The sequence below is a fragment of the Thermogemmatispora argillosa genome, from assembly GCF_059696725.1.
The window spans coordinates 3,061,766-3,076,695 of the sequence record NZ_AP019377.1 but is presented as its reverse complement, the minus strand read 5'-3'; the positions used below and the strand labels follow the sequence as shown (position 1 = coordinate 3,076,695).

General features: G+C 59.4%; 10 protein-coding genes and 1 tRNA gene. 5 read left to right on the top strand and 6 right to left on the bottom strand.

All coding sequences use genetic code 11. The annotated features are described in order from the left end of the window. Positions 1–215: 215 nt before the first annotated feature. From AC6H1L_RS11980 to AC6H1L_RS11970, 3 genes are all read right to left on the bottom strand, one after another. A complete protein-coding gene (locus AC6H1L_RS11980) occupies positions 216–440 on the bottom strand; it encodes a hypothetical protein (protein WP_497597733.1) in 225 nt (74 codons plus the stop codon). Between the two features lie 77 nt (positions 441–517). After that, positions 518–1,009 (bottom strand): beta-class carbonic anhydrase, encoded by a 492-nt coding sequence (locus AC6H1L_RS11975; protein ID WP_497597732.1) that lies wholly within the window; start codon positions 1,007–1,009, stop codon positions 518–520. A gap of 150 nt (positions 1,010–1,159) precedes the next feature. Next, a complete protein-coding gene (locus AC6H1L_RS11970) occupies positions 1,160–1,600 on the bottom strand; it encodes a DUF6249 domain-containing protein (RefSeq protein ID WP_497597731.1) in 441 nt (146 codons plus the stop codon). Positions 1,601–1,738: 138 nt separating this feature from the next. On the opposite strand from AC6H1L_RS11970, the gene AC6H1L_RS11965 reads away from it, so the two are divergent. Beyond that, positions 1,739–2,407 carry an RNA polymerase sigma factor gene (locus AC6H1L_RS11965; RefSeq protein WP_497597730.1) on the top strand — a complete coding sequence of 223 codons (669 nt, stop codon included), beginning with the start codon at positions 1,739–1,741 and terminating at the stop codon, positions 2,405–2,407. Then, positions 2,394–2,945, top strand: coding sequence for an anti-sigma factor family protein (locus AC6H1L_RS11960; protein ID WP_497597729.1), 552 nt, complete (start codon positions 2,394–2,396; stop codon positions 2,943–2,945). Before AC6H1L_RS11965 ends, AC6H1L_RS11960 begins: the two co-directional genes overlap by 14 nt. A 375-nt stretch (positions 2,946–3,320) precedes the next feature. Here AC6H1L_RS11960 and AC6H1L_RS11955 read toward each other — a convergent pair. Together AC6H1L_RS11955 and AC6H1L_RS11950 are read right to left on the bottom strand one after the other, a co-directional pair. Beyond that, positions 3,321–3,394: transfer RNA gene (locus AC6H1L_RS11955), tRNA-Pro, on the bottom strand. Between the two features lie 155 nt (positions 3,395–3,549). Next, entirely contained in the window at positions 3,550–7,068 is a 3,519-nt protein-coding gene (locus AC6H1L_RS11950) for a DNA polymerase III subunit alpha (RefSeq protein ID WP_497597728.1), read from the bottom strand. Positions 7,069–7,366: 298 nt separating this feature from the next. Between AC6H1L_RS11950 and AC6H1L_RS11945 the strand changes: the two genes are divergently transcribed. After that, positions 7,367–8,521, top strand: coding sequence for a LacI family DNA-binding transcriptional regulator (locus AC6H1L_RS11945; RefSeq protein ID WP_497597727.1), 1,155 nt, complete (start codon positions 7,367–7,369; stop codon positions 8,519–8,521). An 88-nt stretch (positions 8,522–8,609) separates the two neighbouring features. On the opposite strand, the gene AC6H1L_RS11940 is transcribed toward AC6H1L_RS11945, so the two are convergent. Further along, positions 8,610–9,494, bottom strand: coding sequence for a class I SAM-dependent methyltransferase (locus tag AC6H1L_RS11940; protein ID WP_497597726.1), 885 nt, complete (start codon positions 9,492–9,494; stop codon positions 8,610–8,612). 231 nt (positions 9,495–9,725) lie between these two features. Here AC6H1L_RS11940 and purL point away from each other — a divergent pair, with 231 nt between their 5' ends. Together purL and purM are read left to right on the top strand one after the other, a co-directional pair. Further along, on the top strand, positions 9,726–12,860 hold the full coding sequence (purL, locus tag AC6H1L_RS11935; protein ID WP_497597725.1) for a phosphoribosylformylglycinamidine synthase subunit PurL: 3,135 nt from the start codon (positions 9,726–9,728) through the stop codon (positions 12,858–12,860). After that, the gene (gene purM, locus AC6H1L_RS11930; RefSeq protein ID WP_497597724.1) at positions 12,857–14,839 is read left to right on the top strand and encodes a phosphoribosylformylglycinamidine cyclo-ligase; all 1,983 of its coding nucleotides are present in this window, start codon (positions 12,857–12,859) and stop codon (positions 14,837–14,839) included. The genes purL and purM overlap by 4 nt, the downstream gene beginning before the upstream one ends. Positions 14,840–14,930 lie beyond the last annotated feature (91 nt).

The window sequence follows — 14,930 nt, the reverse complement described above, 5'->3', positions numbered from 1 at the left end:
GCTTGCTGTCGTTGCCTTGTTCCCGAGTGCAGTGGAGATGATAGCACTGTTTGGCGTAGCTGTCAAGAGGGTTAAGCGGGGAATCCGAAAAATCGGAAAGTTACCTTTTAGGATCTGGCCAGGCTTGCCCCCGTTTCGGGAGGAGCTGGGGCCGCTACGTTCGGTAGGAACGCAGCGCCGCAGAATCCCTGCCGGCGCAAGCCTGGCCAGGCGTTTTATCCCAGCTCATGCATGGCATAGACCCAGAGAGGAAGACGATGCTCTCGCTTCTCACTCTGCTCGCGCTGCTGTTGCTCATGCTGATAGCTATGGAGAAACTGATGCAATTGCCAGCTAAGCTGGCGATCAAGCACATAGCGTCGCTCTCCGGTTTCAACAATCAGTCCCTCGCGGCTGGTGCGAAACACGAGTGGTCCTAGCTCCAGACTATCGCGCTCCATACCACTCTGCTTGTTCCTCCTCTTTGGCGTTCTGCCAGCGCATCAGAGCCTACTGCTCTTCCACGCGACAGAGCATGTCATTGCACGGGCGAAAGTCGCCCGCTGTGTACATCGTAGATGAATCCCACAATCTCGGTTTCTTTGAGAAGAAAAGGAGAAGAGCGGAGCAGAGCGATGTCATCACGCACCGACTGCTCCAGATTTTTGAATGGCAGAAAGTCCAGCGTTGACGCATCTACACCAAATTGCGTTTGCAAGCGCCGCTGCAGGTCAGCATTTTCAAAAGTGAGCATGCCACAATCGGTGTGGTGAATGACAACGATGGCTGTGGTCCCCAGGAGCTGCTGGGAAATGATGAGTGAACGCAGCGCCTCCGCCGTGCGCCCCCCGGCGTTGCGTATGACGTGGGCATCACCTTCCTCTAATCCCAGCATACGCGCTGGATCAATCCGCGCATCCATACAGGTGACGATGGCTAGCTTCTTCGCCGGCGGCAGCGGTAGCTCTCCCTTGTTGAAGGTGGCGGTATAGCGCTCGTTTGCCGCTAGGAGTTCCTCAATAAGCGACATGGCAGCTCCTTCTCGTGGCTATTGTTGACTTAGTTGATTTACTAAAGGAACTTGCTCTGAGTATAGGACGACGGGGCAGAGCTGTCAAGAGATGAGGGGCGGGGGAGGACCAGGAGGCTAACGGATGACCAGCGGGCGTGACGCCCTTTTTCAGGGAGAGTCACGCTCGGGTCGTGCGTTTTCAGGAGGTGGCATCGAGGGGGGTGGTGGACCATTGTGCTCGTGCGGTGGCTGCCCATCTTGCTCTAAGTAGTAGCTGGCGACAAGGGCGGCCCCCACGCCAAGAGGGATCAGGCCCGGCAGCAGCCAGGGGCCGAGATGGAAAGGAGCGGCAGTAAGAGCCGATGGCAGCATGAAGCCCAGGGGATAAAGGCCGAAGGTCAAGGCTAGCCCTACCATCATAGTAATCAGCCCCGCCCGCAAGGTCCTCCGGCTGCGGCTGCGCCTCTGCAGGCTCTCCAGGTCTAACCCACGTGCAATGAGTGCCATGCGCTCTCGATGGTCAAGGTAGCGTAGCAGGACAATAAAGCCACAAAAGATTACCAGGGCCAGGAGCCAGCCCAAAAGGGCTGCCAGGACGTTCGACGACATGCATCTGACCTCGTTACTGTTGCCTCGCGTGTATAATATATAAGATAAGTCGATTAAGAAAGAGTCCTGCACGACGAAGTCCGTTTCGTTCCTGGCCGAGCTTCGCTCTCCAGTCGTACCAGGCTTGATGCACAACCTATGAATGAGGAACTGCTGCACTCCGCTCGCAGCCTGAATCTCCCCCTCTCCAGCGCTGCCCGCGCTCGCCTGGAGCAGGACGATGCTCAGCTCGTGAGAGCCAGCCAGCATGGAGACCGCGAGGCCTTCGCTTTGCTGGTTCAGCGCTACCAGCGCCGCATCTTTAATATGATTCTGCGCATGTTGCAGGACTACGAGGAGGCCTGTGAGATCACGCAGGAGGCTTTCTTAGCCGCCTGGCAGAGCCTCCCAACGTTCCGCGGCGAGGCCCGCTTTCCTACCTGGCTCTATCGCATCGCTTATAACTGCTGCTTGCGCCAGCTCGAACAGCGCAAGCGCGACAAGGCTCTCCAGAGCGCTATGCAGGAAAAGCAGCTCCTGGACGAAGCCGGCGACCAGAGGCGCCAGGCCGAGTCTACTCTCGAAGCTCATGCTCGCCAGGCTCTGGTTCGCGAACAGCTGGAGGCGTTACCAACCAAGTACCGTATCGTTCTGATATTGCGACATCTGCAGGAAATGACCTACGAGGAGATGGCGGAGATTTTGATGATGCCGATCGGTACCATTAAAACGCACCTCTTCCGCGCTCGCAACTTGCTTAAGGCACGCTTACAGGCCCAGCGCCAGGCGGATTCTCAGAAAGCGGAGGTGACGAATGCGGTGCAGTGAGGCTGTTGATCAGCTTCAGCTCTACCTTGATGGACGGCTACCGATGGAGCGGACGCGAGCCTTGGAGGCTCACCTGGCTCGCTGTGCAAGCTGCCGTGCTGAGCTGGAGCTGCTCGAAGAGGTCGTACGCCACCTGGAGAGTCTTCAGATGGTCGCCGAGCCGGCGGATCTCTCTCTGCGCATCATGGAGCGGGTGGCCCTCACTCCTCAGCAACAGCCGTCTTCGATCCTTGCCCAGTTGCGCCCTTCTCCGGGCGAGCTGCTGGCCGCAGCCTTATTGGCAACGATCGCCTCGCTGGGCAGTTTGTTGACTCAGCCGGCTTTGCTCCGCCTCCTTCCTATGGAGGGCGGCCCGCTCATGGGCCTGCTGGCTTCGGTCATCCATCTGCTGCAGTCGATGGATGCTACTACGCTCACGCTTGTCTGCTGGATTCTGGGTACACTGGTGGGTATCTGCATTACGTTGCTGGTGGTCGGCGAGGAGTTACGCTCGCGTTGGCTGCGCGCTGTCTGGGAACGTCTGCCCGTGCTGCACTAGCTAGCTCCCTTACTGTGTCACGCCCCTTTGCGGCTGCTCGCCTGCCCTGTAGCAAAACGAGGACGCATCATCGACCCTCGTGCGCATGAGTGTCGGCTGGTTGGCTGGCGCTTTGCTTGCCTTTACATGGGCTGGTTCCGCGCCGTCCGGCCCGTATTCTGTTCCTCTGGGCCGCCCGTTATTTCCTCCGTGAGGCGCTTCTCTCCGGGCATGGCAGGAGTCAGATGCCCACTTTTGAGTATGTGGAATGGAGGGCTTCGGATGCGCCGACAGTCCGGCCCCCGCTGGCCAATGGAGGGACGAAGGAATGCAGCCAGCCTGCAACCGCTGTGAGTAAAAAGAGAGGCACTGGTTAGAAACCAGTGCCTCAACAGGTCGGGGCGAGAGGATTTGAACCTCCGACCACCACAACCCCATTGTGGTGCGCTACCGGGCTGCGCTACGCCCCGCCTTTGACAAGTGCAGTATAGCAGACCGGCTTTTCTTTTGTCAAGCCCTGGTCGCACTGGCCCGGCAGCGCGAGGAGGTGAGGCAGACAGTGCCTGACTGTCCGCCTTTGTTCCTCCACGGTTAGCCTGTTCCCGCCGCCCTCTGGACGTGTTCGCTAGACATCAAGCGCCTGGACAGTAATGGCTTCGCGTCCGAGCAGCTCTTCAAGCTTAGCATGTAGCTCGGGTGAATAGTGCATAGTATTATCGCGCGGTCGCAGGCGCACGCGCCAATGACCATTTTCGATAATCAGCTCGTAGCGATCGCGCCCGGGCCGTTCCTGGATATAGCGATAGAGATCCTGGAGCTTGATGATGTCGTCAGAGACGGCGCGCTCGCTCTCGCCGCTGGTGCGGAAGCGTAGACAGACCTGATGGCGGCGGCGATTTAGCTCCTCCTCAGCGGCCTGGAGAGGTTCAATTTCCTCGCAGATGAGGGTTGGCTCATCGCGACGCATCTGCACTTTGCCCCGAACCAGGACCACCGCTTCTTCAACCCACTGGTCGGCGGTGCGCTCGTAGACCCGAGGGAAGACTGTCACTTCCACTGTGCCTGTCAGGTCTTCCAGCTTTGCCACGCACATTGTCTCGCCCTTCTTAGTCGTAATGCGCCGCGCCTCCAGAATAGTTCCCCCGAGGGTCACTTCCTGGTTCTCCATTTCTTCGCTGAGCTGGCCAGTTGTGTGGGTGGTGCGCTTGCTCAGCAGATCGCTGATGTAGGCCAGGGGGTGGCGTGAAATATAGGTGCCCAGTAGTTCCTTTTCCCAGTTGAGCAATTGCTTACGTGGGATTTCAGGGGTTTCGGGATTAAGGCGGAAGGCAAAGCTTGGCTCTACGCTGAGGCTTTCGCCGAAGAGACTGACCAGCCCCTTTTCACGGGCGGCGCGCTCGCTTTTGCCGATCTGCATAGCGCGTTCAACGGCATCGAGAAGCTGGTGGCGCTTGCCGTTGCCCAGGCTATCCATGGCGCCGGCCTTGATCAAAGTCTCTATGACGGCGCGGGTCACTGTGCGTGGATCGACGCGAATGCAGAAATCGGCCAAATCGCGGAAGGGACCGCCCTCCTCCCGGGCTCTCAGGATCTCCTCGATCGGCCCTTCGCCGATGCCTTTGATGGCCAGTAGGCCAAAGCGGACGCCGCCGTTTTCGACGGTGAAGCCTTTCTGGCTGGCGTTGACATCTGGTCCCCAGACCGGCACGCCGAGGCGCTTGCATTCGGCTACCGCATTGGCGATCTTCTTGGCGTCGGCCGCCTCCGTTGTCATGGTGGCCGCCATGAACTCGGCAGGGTAGTTGGCCTTCAGGTAGGCGGTATAGTAGGCCACGACAGCGTAGCTGGCAGCGTGGGCCTTGTTGAAGCCATAGCCACCGAAGGGTAGGATCAGCTCAAAGAGCTGCTCAGCGACTTCGCGTTTCATGCCGTTCTTGAGGCAGCCTTCGACGAAGTCGCCTTTGTAGCTCTCTACTTCGTCCATCTTCTTCTTGCTAAGGGCCTTGCGGAACTTGTTGACTTTGCCCCAGGAGAAGCCAGCCAGGTGGACGGCAATCTGCAGCACCTGGTCCTGATAGACAATCACGCCGTAGGATTCTTCGAGCCACTCCTTGAGCCGCGGGTCAAGGTAGCTGACTTGCTTTTTGCCGTGCTTGGCGGCGATAAAGTCAGGAATGCTGTCCATTGGCCCGGGACGGTAGAGGGCCACCATTGCGGTGATGTCTTCGATGCAGGTCGGCTTGAGCTGCTTGATGTATTCGCGCATCTTGGCGCCTTCAAGCTGGAAGATGCCTGTTGTCTCGCCTTCAGCCAGGAGAGCAAAGGCGCGGGCGCGCTTCTCGTTCAGCTCGCGGCTGCGTTCGTCGGTCTCGGGCAGAGGATCAAGCGGCAATTGCTCCAGGATAACTTCTTCGCCCCGGGACTGCTTGATGAACTTGAGGGTGTTGTCCAGAATGGTCAGGTTGGAAAGGCCCAGAAAGTCGAATTTGATCAGACCCAGCTCTTCCAGGTGCACCTGTTCGTACTGGGTCTTCCAGCCCTGAGAGGGGTCCTTCGGGTTGATGGCCTGCAACGGCACAAAGTGCTCCAGCGGCTCATTGGCGATGATGACGCCAGCAGCATGGACCCCAGTGCCTCGCACCGAGCCTTCCAGGGCCTTGGCCTGATCAATCAGCTCGCGCGCCGTCGGGCTTTGGTCGTAGAGAGTACGCAGCTCGCGGACGTTGTCCAGGGCGCTCTCTAAGGTGACCTTCGGCCCCGAGGGGATCAGCCTGGCGATACGGTCACCTAGCTCCTGCTGCCCCATGACCCGCGCGACATCGCGCACCGAGTTTTTGGCGGCCATTGTCATGAAGGTTACCATCTGCGCTACGCATTCAGGCCCGTACTTGCGCGCCACATAGTCAATGACTTCGGCGCGCCGATCATCCGGGAAGTCCATATCAATATCGGGCATATCCGAGCGCTCGGGGTTCAGAAAGCGCTCGAATAGAAGCTGATAGCGCAACGGGTCCACATTGGTGATGCCGAGTACATAGGCAAGCAGACTGCCAGCCGCCGAGCCACGCGCTGAGCATCGGATGCCATGCTGACGCGCGTAATTCACGAAGTCCCACTCGATCAGGAAATAAGGTACAAAGCCCTTCTGAACGATCAGGTTGAACTCATAGTCAAGCTGCTGCTTGATGCGCTCGGTCATTTCGCCGAAGCGCTCTTTGACACCCTGCAGACAGAGATGGTAGAGATAGGCCTCTTGTGAGGGGAACTCAGGGGGAATAGTATACGCCGGAAGCGAAGCTTTATAGGCCAGAGGATCAACCTCGCAGGATTCGGCCAGGCGCACTGTATTTAGCAGCGCTTCAGGGAGATCAGGAAAGAGGCGCTGCATCTCTTCGGGACTGCGTAAGTAGAATTCGTGGCTTTCGAATTTGAAGCGCCGCGGGTCATTTAATTGGCTCTGAGTCTGGACGCAGAGCAGTACCTCATGGGTGTGAGCATCTTCGGCATTGACATAGTGCAGGTCGTTGGTGACGATCAGCGGCACACCCATTTCGCGATGCAGCTCGTAGAGGCGCTTGTTGACAATCTTTTGCTCAGGATAGCCAGTATGCTCTTGAAGCTCGAAATAAAAGTTCTCTGGACCAAAGACATCTTGATACCAGCGAATGATTTTGCGCGCCTCGTCGATCTTCTCTTGGATCAGGAGCTGCGGGATCTCACCGCCCAGACAGGAGGAGGTGGCTATCAGCCCCTCGCCATACTGCTCCAGACAGCGACGATCGATGCGCGGTTTGTTAAGATGCACCCCCTCGGTGTTAGCGATGGTGGTCAGCTTCATTAAATTGCGATAACCAGTATAGTTCTTAGCTAAAAGCAGTAGATGATTATAGTCCTCTTTATAGCGCTTTGAGCGATCATGGAGATCTTCAGTGAGATAGGCTTCTACGCCAATAACAGGGTGAATACCTTCATTCTTGCAGGCTTTATAGAACTCGATGGCCCCATACATAACGCCGTGGTCAGTAATGGCCAGATGCTTCATGCCTAGCTCCTTCGTCCGTTTGACCAGGGCATTGATGCGGCTGAGGCCATCAAGGAGGGAGTACTCCGTGTGGACATGGAGATGGGCAAAGTCAGGAGCCATGACTGAATATCTGCCTCCGCCGTAAGAGTTTCCTGTCCTTCAGGATAAAAGGCGCTCTCTGTGCTGTCAATGTGACCATCGGCCTAGGACCAGGCCGGCACCAGGCTTCAGCGGGGAGCAATTTCTCCCCCACTGGCCGCCTCTTGCCCGCCGACTTCGGTCCTGTCCCCTTGACATAGCAAGCACTCGTTATTACACTGTACCTTGTAACCGGTTACGATACCGGTATCGTAACCGGTAACGCTTAGAAGGCGACAGCAGGGCAGAGGCTGCATGCAAGACGCAGTGAGGCAGGAGCATGAGCAAGCGCATGACGATCAGCGATATCGCCCGTCTGGCTGGTGTCTCCAAAGCCACGGTCTCGCGGGTGCTCAATCACAAACCGGATGTTGATCCGGTGACGCGCGAACGGATTTTGCGTATCATGGAAGAACACAACTTCGTGCCGAGCGTGGCCGCCTCGGGTCTGGCCGGGGGCAAGGGTCACCTGATTGCTGTCCTGGTTCCGGCCCTGACCTGGCCACTGATCCCTGATATCATGCGGGGCATTGCCGAGGTCGTTGAGGAGACCAGCTATGAGCTGGTGCTCTACAGTATCAAGACCAGCAACCACGAGCGGGATCGCAGCGACGTTATTAATCGCATTCTGGCGAATCGTCTGATCGCCGGCCTGCTGGCGATCTTTCCGGGCCAGTCGGCGCGCTACCTGCCTGCGCTGCAGCGGCAGGGCCTGCCTGTGGTGCTGCTCGATGACCAGGGTCTGCCGCCTGAGCAGATTCCCTGGATCACGGCCGATAACCGCGCCGGTGCTTATGCGGCGACGCGCCATTTGATCGAGCTGGGCCACCGACGGATTGCCCATATTCAAGGGCCATTGAAATATCAGGTTTCGCGCGAGCGCTTTCAGGGTTACTGTGATGCGCTCCAGGACTATGGTATTCCGCTGGACCCTTCGCTGATTCTGCAAGGCGACTTTATGCCCCCAGGGGGTCGGGCCTGCGCCTGTCAGTTTTTCGCGCTGCCTGAACGCACGCGCCCCACGGCTATCTTTGCGGCAAGTGATCTGATGGCCTACGGTGTCATGGGCGCAGCGGAGGAGTTCGGCCTGCGCATTCCAGAAGATGTCTCGCTGGTCGGCTTTGACGATATTCCCTCTTCTGGTCATATGCGTCCGCCCTTGACTACGGTGCGTCAGCCGCTGTCGGAAATGGGGCAGTGTGCTCTAGAACTGCTCCTTTCGCTGTTAGAGGCGCCCGAGCGCTCTGGAGGGGCTCTGCTGCGCGCTTCGCCCTTGTTGGCGCGCTATGCTGGCTCGTCTCAGCGCCAGCTCCAGTCGTCTCAGACGTCGATCACAGCCACGATCGAGAGCGCCGAGCCGGCGCATTTCCGCCTGGCAACGACGCTGGTGGTGCGGGCTACGACTGCTCCCCCTCCTTGTTACGCTCGTATGTAGCTGCTTTGCTACTGCTGGCACGGGCATAGGGTCTGACCCCTCCAGGGTAGGCCGCCGGCGCGTATGGGGGCCGGAACGATGGCAGCCCTTATAGTCCGGCTCCTTCGCCGGCTTTCTTTCCCCAGGCGGACAGGATATAACAGAGACCGGCAAAGGTGTCGTCCAACATCTCTAAGAGAGCACGACGGTATAGGGCGTCAAATTCGGCCGCGGTGGTCACTCCGGCATCCAGGAGAAAGGGTCGGCTCAGTAGCAGCTCGACCTCATAGCTACGACAGAGCGCCTCATGGGCCTCGCTGCCGGCGGAGAAGTCCAGGACATAGGCCCGCTGCTGGATCTGGCAACAACCGGCTTCGCGCAGAAGCGCGGCGAGCCGCGGGAGCACGCCGAGATGATGGCTGGGCGGCGGAAAGCTGCGTCCGGTTCGCTGAAAGGCCTGCCTGGTCAGCTCCTGGAGCTGCATAAACGCAGGCCCGTTGCTCACCGGGCGCTCAAATTCGGTGAGCCGGAGGAGGCCGCCAGGCCGGCAGATACGCAGGGCCTCGCGTAGCACTCGCGGCCAGGTGATGGGCGTCAGGAGGCCGGTCAGGTCGCGAGCGTTGACCAGGTCAAAGGTGTCGGAAGGTAACGGTAATGGTTCTTCTAGTAGATCCATGACTTCAAAGCGCGCGTTGCTCAGTCCCTGAACCTGCGCTTGAGCTCGTGCATACTGGATGAGAGTTTCGCTAATGTCTATCCCAGTCACTTGCGCCCACGGATAGCGCTGCGCTGTCTCTAGTACCCAGCCCCCAGGTCCACATGCCAGGTCGAGCACCTTCCCTAGTTGTCGACTCTCAACCCCTTCTGGCAGTACTCCCCCCATCGCCTCGTTGACAAGCCTGTCCCTTAGCATGAGACGAGCCGTCTCAGCCGCATTCTCCGCATCCAGCACGTAGCCGCAGTCTTTTACGATGTGGTTCTGGGAAGCTACCATGCAATGCACTCCTTCATTCACCTCAAACGCCAGTCCTGCGGGGTAAGATTGACATCTGCCCCGAGTTCACTAGAAAATAGTCTTTTCCAAAAGCTGAGCTTTTCTGAATAGAAGTATAGCTAAAAAGTTATTTTGCATCAAGATATTGTACTGCAAGATAGCTGTTATCGGTCAGTGAAAATATGCCGATTCTGATCTGTAAAAAGCATAGCAGCCTTTCTCACCATAGTCTTGCCAGGGATTACCCGAAAGTGCTACAATGAGGCTGTTCCATTCAATGGAAACAGCAATCTGTCCCCCGGACAGGACGAAGTAGTGGGTAGAAGTACTGTGACCGACTACCATATTGAGGTACGGGCAACCTCGCCGCAGTATGATATTCAGGCCCAACAGCTTATTCGTGAGCTGTCCTATCTCTCGCGTGCCAGGCTGCCCGCGCTAGCTACTCTCTCAGAGAGCGCTCCCCCCTTTTTCTTCCGCACTGCTCAGCTCTATTTTCTCAGCGGTAGTTGCTCCCCGGACGAGGTTTCGCGCCTCGCCCGCGAGCTGTTGATCGATCCTGTTACTCAGACCTTTTCGCTGCTGCCCTCTGCTACACGCCCCGCCGTCGGGGCTGCTGGTCATATCATAGACGTATTTTTTCTCCCAGGCGTCACTGATACGCTGGCGGACAGTGTCTTGCTCGCCGCCTCTCTGCTTGGGATGACCGGCCTGGAACGAGTCGCGACAGGCCGGCGTTATTTTCTAGACGAGCGCCTCAGTCGGCAAGAGGTCCGCGTGATTGCTGAGGCTTTGCTTTATAATCCGGTCATTCAGTTTTACCGCCTCCTGCCGGCGGAGGGCGAGCGGGCCCCTGGTAGCAGCGTGACTGCTTCCCGCTCTTTCCCCGTTTCTTCTCCCCTTTCCCCTTCTAGTGGCTCTTCCCCGCTTGTCACCCGTCTCCCTCTTGTCGAAATGAACGCTGATGAACTGAACAATTTGAGCCGCACCAGAATGCTAGCGCTAACGCTTGAGGAGATGCAGGCGATTCAGGAATATTTCCGTCAGCAGGGGCGCGCACCTACCGATGTGGAGCTGGAGACGCTGGCGCAGACATGGTCTGAGCACTGTTCCCATAAGACGTTTAAGGCGACCGTTCGTTATCGCGAGCTGACTTCTGCCGATGAGGTGGCCTTTGAGGAGATGATCCCCGGGTTGCTGCGCTCTTTCATCATGCGGGCGACGAGCGAGCTGGCGCGTCCGTGGGTGGTTTCGGCTTTCAGCGACAATGCGGGGGTAGTGCAGTTCACAGAGGGGTACGATCTGGCGTTTAAGGTGGAGACGCATAATCATCCTTCGGCGATTGAGCCGTTTGGAGGAGCCAATACAGGCGTTGGCGGGGTGATCCGCGATGTGTTGGGGGTCTCAGCTCGCCCTATTGCCTGTACCGATGTGCTCTGCTTCGGGCCACCCGATACGCCAGTGGAGGAGCTGCCGCCGGGCGTGCTGGCGCCACGGCGCGTCGTCTCGGGAGTGGTGAACGGCATTCGTGATTATGGTAATAAGATGGGCATCCCGACGGTGAACGGAGCCGTACTCTATCACCGCGAGTACCTTTGCAATCCGCTGGTGTTCTGCGGCTGTCTCGGGCTGCTGCCGCACGGGAGCCATCCCCGCTGCGTGGAGCCAGGCGATTTGGTGGTGGTGCTGGGGGGTCGCACGGGACGCGATGGGATTCACGGCGCGACCTTTTCTTCGGGCGAGATGAGCAGTGAGACGCAGGCCGTGGCCGGTAGCGCGGTCCAGATTGGCGCACCCATTACGGAGAAAAAGGTGACAGATGTGGTGCTCCAGGCCCGTGAGCGTGGCCTCTATCATGCGATCACCGATTGCGGGGCAGGCGGCTTTTCGTCGGCGATCGGCGAGATGGGGGCAGGTACAGGGGTGCGTGTGGATTTGGCGCGGGCTCCGCTGAAGTATCAGGGGTTGGCTCCCTGGGAGGTCTGGCTCTCTGAGGCTCAGGAGCGCATGGTGTTGGCTGTGCCGCCAGCCTGCCTTGATGAGTTGCTGGAGTTGTGCGCCTTGGAGGAGGTGGAGGCGACCGTCTTGGGCGAGTTTACGGATGATGGCCGACTAACGGTGACCTGGGGTGAGGAGGTAGTAGCTGATCTGGAGATGGCTTTCTTGCATGAGGGCCGTCCCCAGCGGACGCTAGAGGCGGTTTGGCGCCAGCGTCCTTTGACGGTCGGTTCGGCAACGGCCTCGCCGGAGGCTCTGCCCGATGCGGCTGATGTCTTGTTGATGCTGCTGCGCCATCCGACGATCGGCTCCAAGGAAGGCGTGGTACGGCGCTACGATCACGAGGTGCAAGGGGCCACGGTGCGTAAGCCGCTGGTGGGGCGGGCAGGCAATGGACCCGGCGATGGGGCGGTCTTGCAGCCGCTGTTAGAAGATTTGAGCTTGCCACGCGCTGGGGTAGTGCTGGCCAATGGCATCAATCCACTTTATGGTAAGATCGACCCCTATCATATGGCGCTCAATGCGGTGGATGAGGCCCTGCGCAATCTGACAGCGTTGGGCGGCGATATCGAGCGGGCAGCGCTGCTGGATAACTTTTGCTGGGGTAGCCCTGCCGATCCCGAGCAGCTTGGCATGCTGGTGCGGGCGGCGCGTGGCTGCTACGATGCGGCGCTGGGCTTTGGTACCCCTTTCATCTCTGGCAAGGATAGCTTGAATAATGAGTACCGTCACGGTGAGCGCCGTCTGCCGGTGCTGCCGACACTGCTGATTTCGGCGCTCGGGGTGATCGAAGACGCGGCGCAGACAGTTGATATGGCCTTGAAAGCGGCCGGTAATCTGCTTTACATGGTAGGTCTGACGCGCAACGAGCTGGCGGCCTCGCATTACGCTGAGGTAGTGGGAACGGAGCTGCTGCCGATCACCTCTCTGCCCCAGGTAGAGCTGGAGCAGGCGCGGACGACGATGAAGGTCCTGGGCGAGGCGATTCGGCGCGGCCTGGTGCAGTCCTGCCATGATCTTGCAGAGGGAGGGTTAGCTGTTGCGGCGGCAGAGATGGCGCTTGCCGGTCTGCTGGGCGTGAGCATTGATCTGGCACGCCAGCCGGCAAGCGGTCTGGAGGCGCTGCCAGAGGGTTTCCGCTCCACGATCCTGCTCTTTAGTGAAAGTCCGTCGCGCTTTCTGGTCGAGGTGGCCCCAGGCCAGCGCGAGGCCTTTGAGGCCCATATGCGTGCTGGTGGAGTGACGGCGCTGGCAGCGCTTGGCCATGTGACGGCCAGCGGGCGTTTTGTAATCAAACAGGGAACGGAGACGCTGATCGACCTCTCGATCGCTGAGTTGCAGGCTGCCTGGAAGGGAGAGGTACCATGAGCGTTGTGCCGCGCGCTTTGGTCTTGCGGGCCCCGGGTATCAACTGCGAACGCGAGACAGCTTATGCCTGCCGCCTGGCCGGCTTCGACACGGAGCTGGTCCATATTAATACGCTGCTGCGCGAGCCGGAGCGGCTGCTGAGCTACCATTTCTTGGTCTTGCCAGGCGGCTTCTCGTATGGTGATGATCTGGGAGCGGGGACGCTGCTGGCAAAGAATTTGACGGTGCACTTGGGTCAGCAGCTACAGCGCTTTGTGGAGGAGGGCCGCCCGCTGTTGGGTATCTGCAATGGCTTTCAGGTGCTGGTGCGCGCTGGCCTCTTGCCGCATACAGACTGGAGCAATTTTCGTCAGACGGCCAGCCTGACGGCCAATAGCTCGGGGCGCTTCGAGTGCCGCTGGATTTCGCTGGTGACAGAGAGTAGCCGTTGCATCTTTACGCGCGGTCTGTACCGTCCCTTGGAGCTACCTGTCGCCCACGGTGAGGGGCGCTTCGTGTTGGCCGACGGCGAGCAACTGGAGGAGCTGCGCCGGCATGAGCAGATTGCTCTGCTCTACGATGGTGATGGCTATCCCGCCAATCCCAATGGCTCGCTGGCGAATGTCGCCGGTCTCTGCAATCCGGCAGGCAACGTACTGGGTTTGATGCCCCATCCTGAGCGCTATGTCCGCGCGCTCCAGCATCCTCAGCAGCGCAGTCCTGCCGACGGCCTCCTGCTGTTTCAAAACGCTTATGCCTATGTCTGTCAGTTGCTGGGTCAGGAGGCGCCGCCGGCAGCCCCTACTGCCAGCGCACGCGAGCGCGTCGGAGCGGGAGGCGAGCGCCGCACCTGGGCGGCCCACCTGGCAAGCGAGGGTGAGAGCAGCGAGCAGTCGGGGCCGACGCGCAGGTCGGGGCCTCCCTCAGCCTCAATGAGCGGCGCGTGGGGACGCCCAGCGGCCACTAGCGTGAACATAGGTGAGCCGGTGTCGCTCTCGTATGCCGCCAGCGGTGTCCATATTGAGGCAGGAGAACATGCCGTTGAGCTAATGAAAGCTGCGGTACGCGCTACTCATGGCCCCGCTGTCCTGGCCGGCGTGGGGGCTTTCGCCGCTGCCTTTCGAGCTGAGGCCCTCAAGGAGATGCGTGAGCCGGTCCTTGTGGCCACCACCGATGGCGTGGGAACGAAAACACTGCTGGCGGTCCAGATGGACCGCTTTACCACAATTGGTTACGATCTGGTTAATCACTGTGTCAATGACTTGCTGACTCAGGGAGCAAGGCCGCTCTTCTTCATGGACTACCTGGCCACGGGCCAGCTTGATCCTGAGCAGGCGGCGACGATTGTGGCGAGCGTGGCCCGGGCCTGTCAAGAGGTGAATTGTGCCTTGCTGGGAGGCGAGACCGCTGAGATGCCCGATATGTATGTGCCCGGTACCTTTGATCTGGCCGGGACGCTGGTCGGGGCAGTTGAAGCGGCGGAACGTATCGATCCGGCCACGATCTGCGCCGGCGATGTCCTGCTGGGACTGCCTTCCAGCGGTCTGCACACGAATGGCTATTCACTGGCGCGGCGTGTTTTCGCCGCTTATCCTCTGGAAACAGTCTTTCCAGAGCTGGGGGAGCCGCTGGGTGAGGCCCTGCTGCGTCCCCATCGCTGCTATCTAGAGGAGATTATGCGCCTGCGTGCCGAGCTTGGCGCGGCCCTCAAGGGCCTGGCGCATATCACCGGCGGCGGTTTTCAGGGCAACGTCGTCCGCATTCTGCCACCAGGTACCCAGGCGGTCATCGAGACTGGAGCCTGGACGGTGCCTCCGCTCTTTAGGCTGATCGCCCGTCTCGGCCAGATCGAGGCTGCCGAGATGTACCGCACTTTCAATATGGGAATCGGTATGGTCCTGGTGGTTGCAGAGGATCACGTGGACCAGGCCCGGCGTTTACTGCCCGAGCTGATCCCCATCGGGGTCATCCGTCAGGGCGAGGGCGTCATCCTGGTCTGAATTTTCTAGCCTGCTTGCACTGCAGGAACGTAACAGAAGAGAGAAAAAGAGAGGAGCAGGTAGCAATATGAGCACCGGACATGAGGAGCAG

What these genes read in the sequence shown, in the direction of transcription:
- AC6H1L_RS11960 (WP_497597729.1), top strand. Translation starts at nt 2,394, where the DNA reads ATGCGGTGCAGTGAGGCTGTTGATCAGCTTCAGCTCTACCTTGATGGA.
- AC6H1L_RS11945 (WP_497597727.1), top strand. Translation starts at nt 7,367, where the DNA reads ATGAGCAAGCGCATGACGATCAGCGATATCGCCCGTCTGGCTGGTGTC.
- AC6H1L_RS11965 (WP_497597730.1), top strand. Translation starts at nt 1,739, where the DNA reads ATGAATGAGGAACTGCTGCACTCCGCTCGCAGCCTGAATCTCCCCCTC.
- AC6H1L_RS11950 (WP_497597728.1), bottom strand. Translation starts at nt 7,068, where the DNA reads ATGGCTCCTGACTTTGCCCATCTCCATGTCCACACGGAGTACTCCCTC.
- purM (WP_497597724.1), top strand. Translation starts at nt 12,857, where the DNA reads ATGAGCGTTGTGCCGCGCGCTTTGGTCTTGCGGGCCCCGGGTATCAAC.
- AC6H1L_RS11940 (WP_497597726.1), bottom strand. Translation starts at nt 9,494, where the DNA reads ATGGTAGCTTCCCAGAACCACATCGTAAAAGACTGCGGCTACGTGCTG.
- AC6H1L_RS11975 (WP_497597732.1), bottom strand. Translation starts at nt 1,009, where the DNA reads ATGTCGCTTATTGAGGAACTCCTAGCGGCAAACGAGCGCTATACCGCC.
- AC6H1L_RS11980 (WP_497597733.1), bottom strand. Translation starts at nt 440, where the DNA reads ATGGAGCGCGATAGTCTGGAGCTAGGACCACTCGTGTTTCGCACCAGC.
- AC6H1L_RS11970 (WP_497597731.1), bottom strand. Translation starts at nt 1,600, where the DNA reads ATGTCGTCGAACGTCCTGGCAGCCCTTTTGGGCTGGCTCCTGGCCCTG.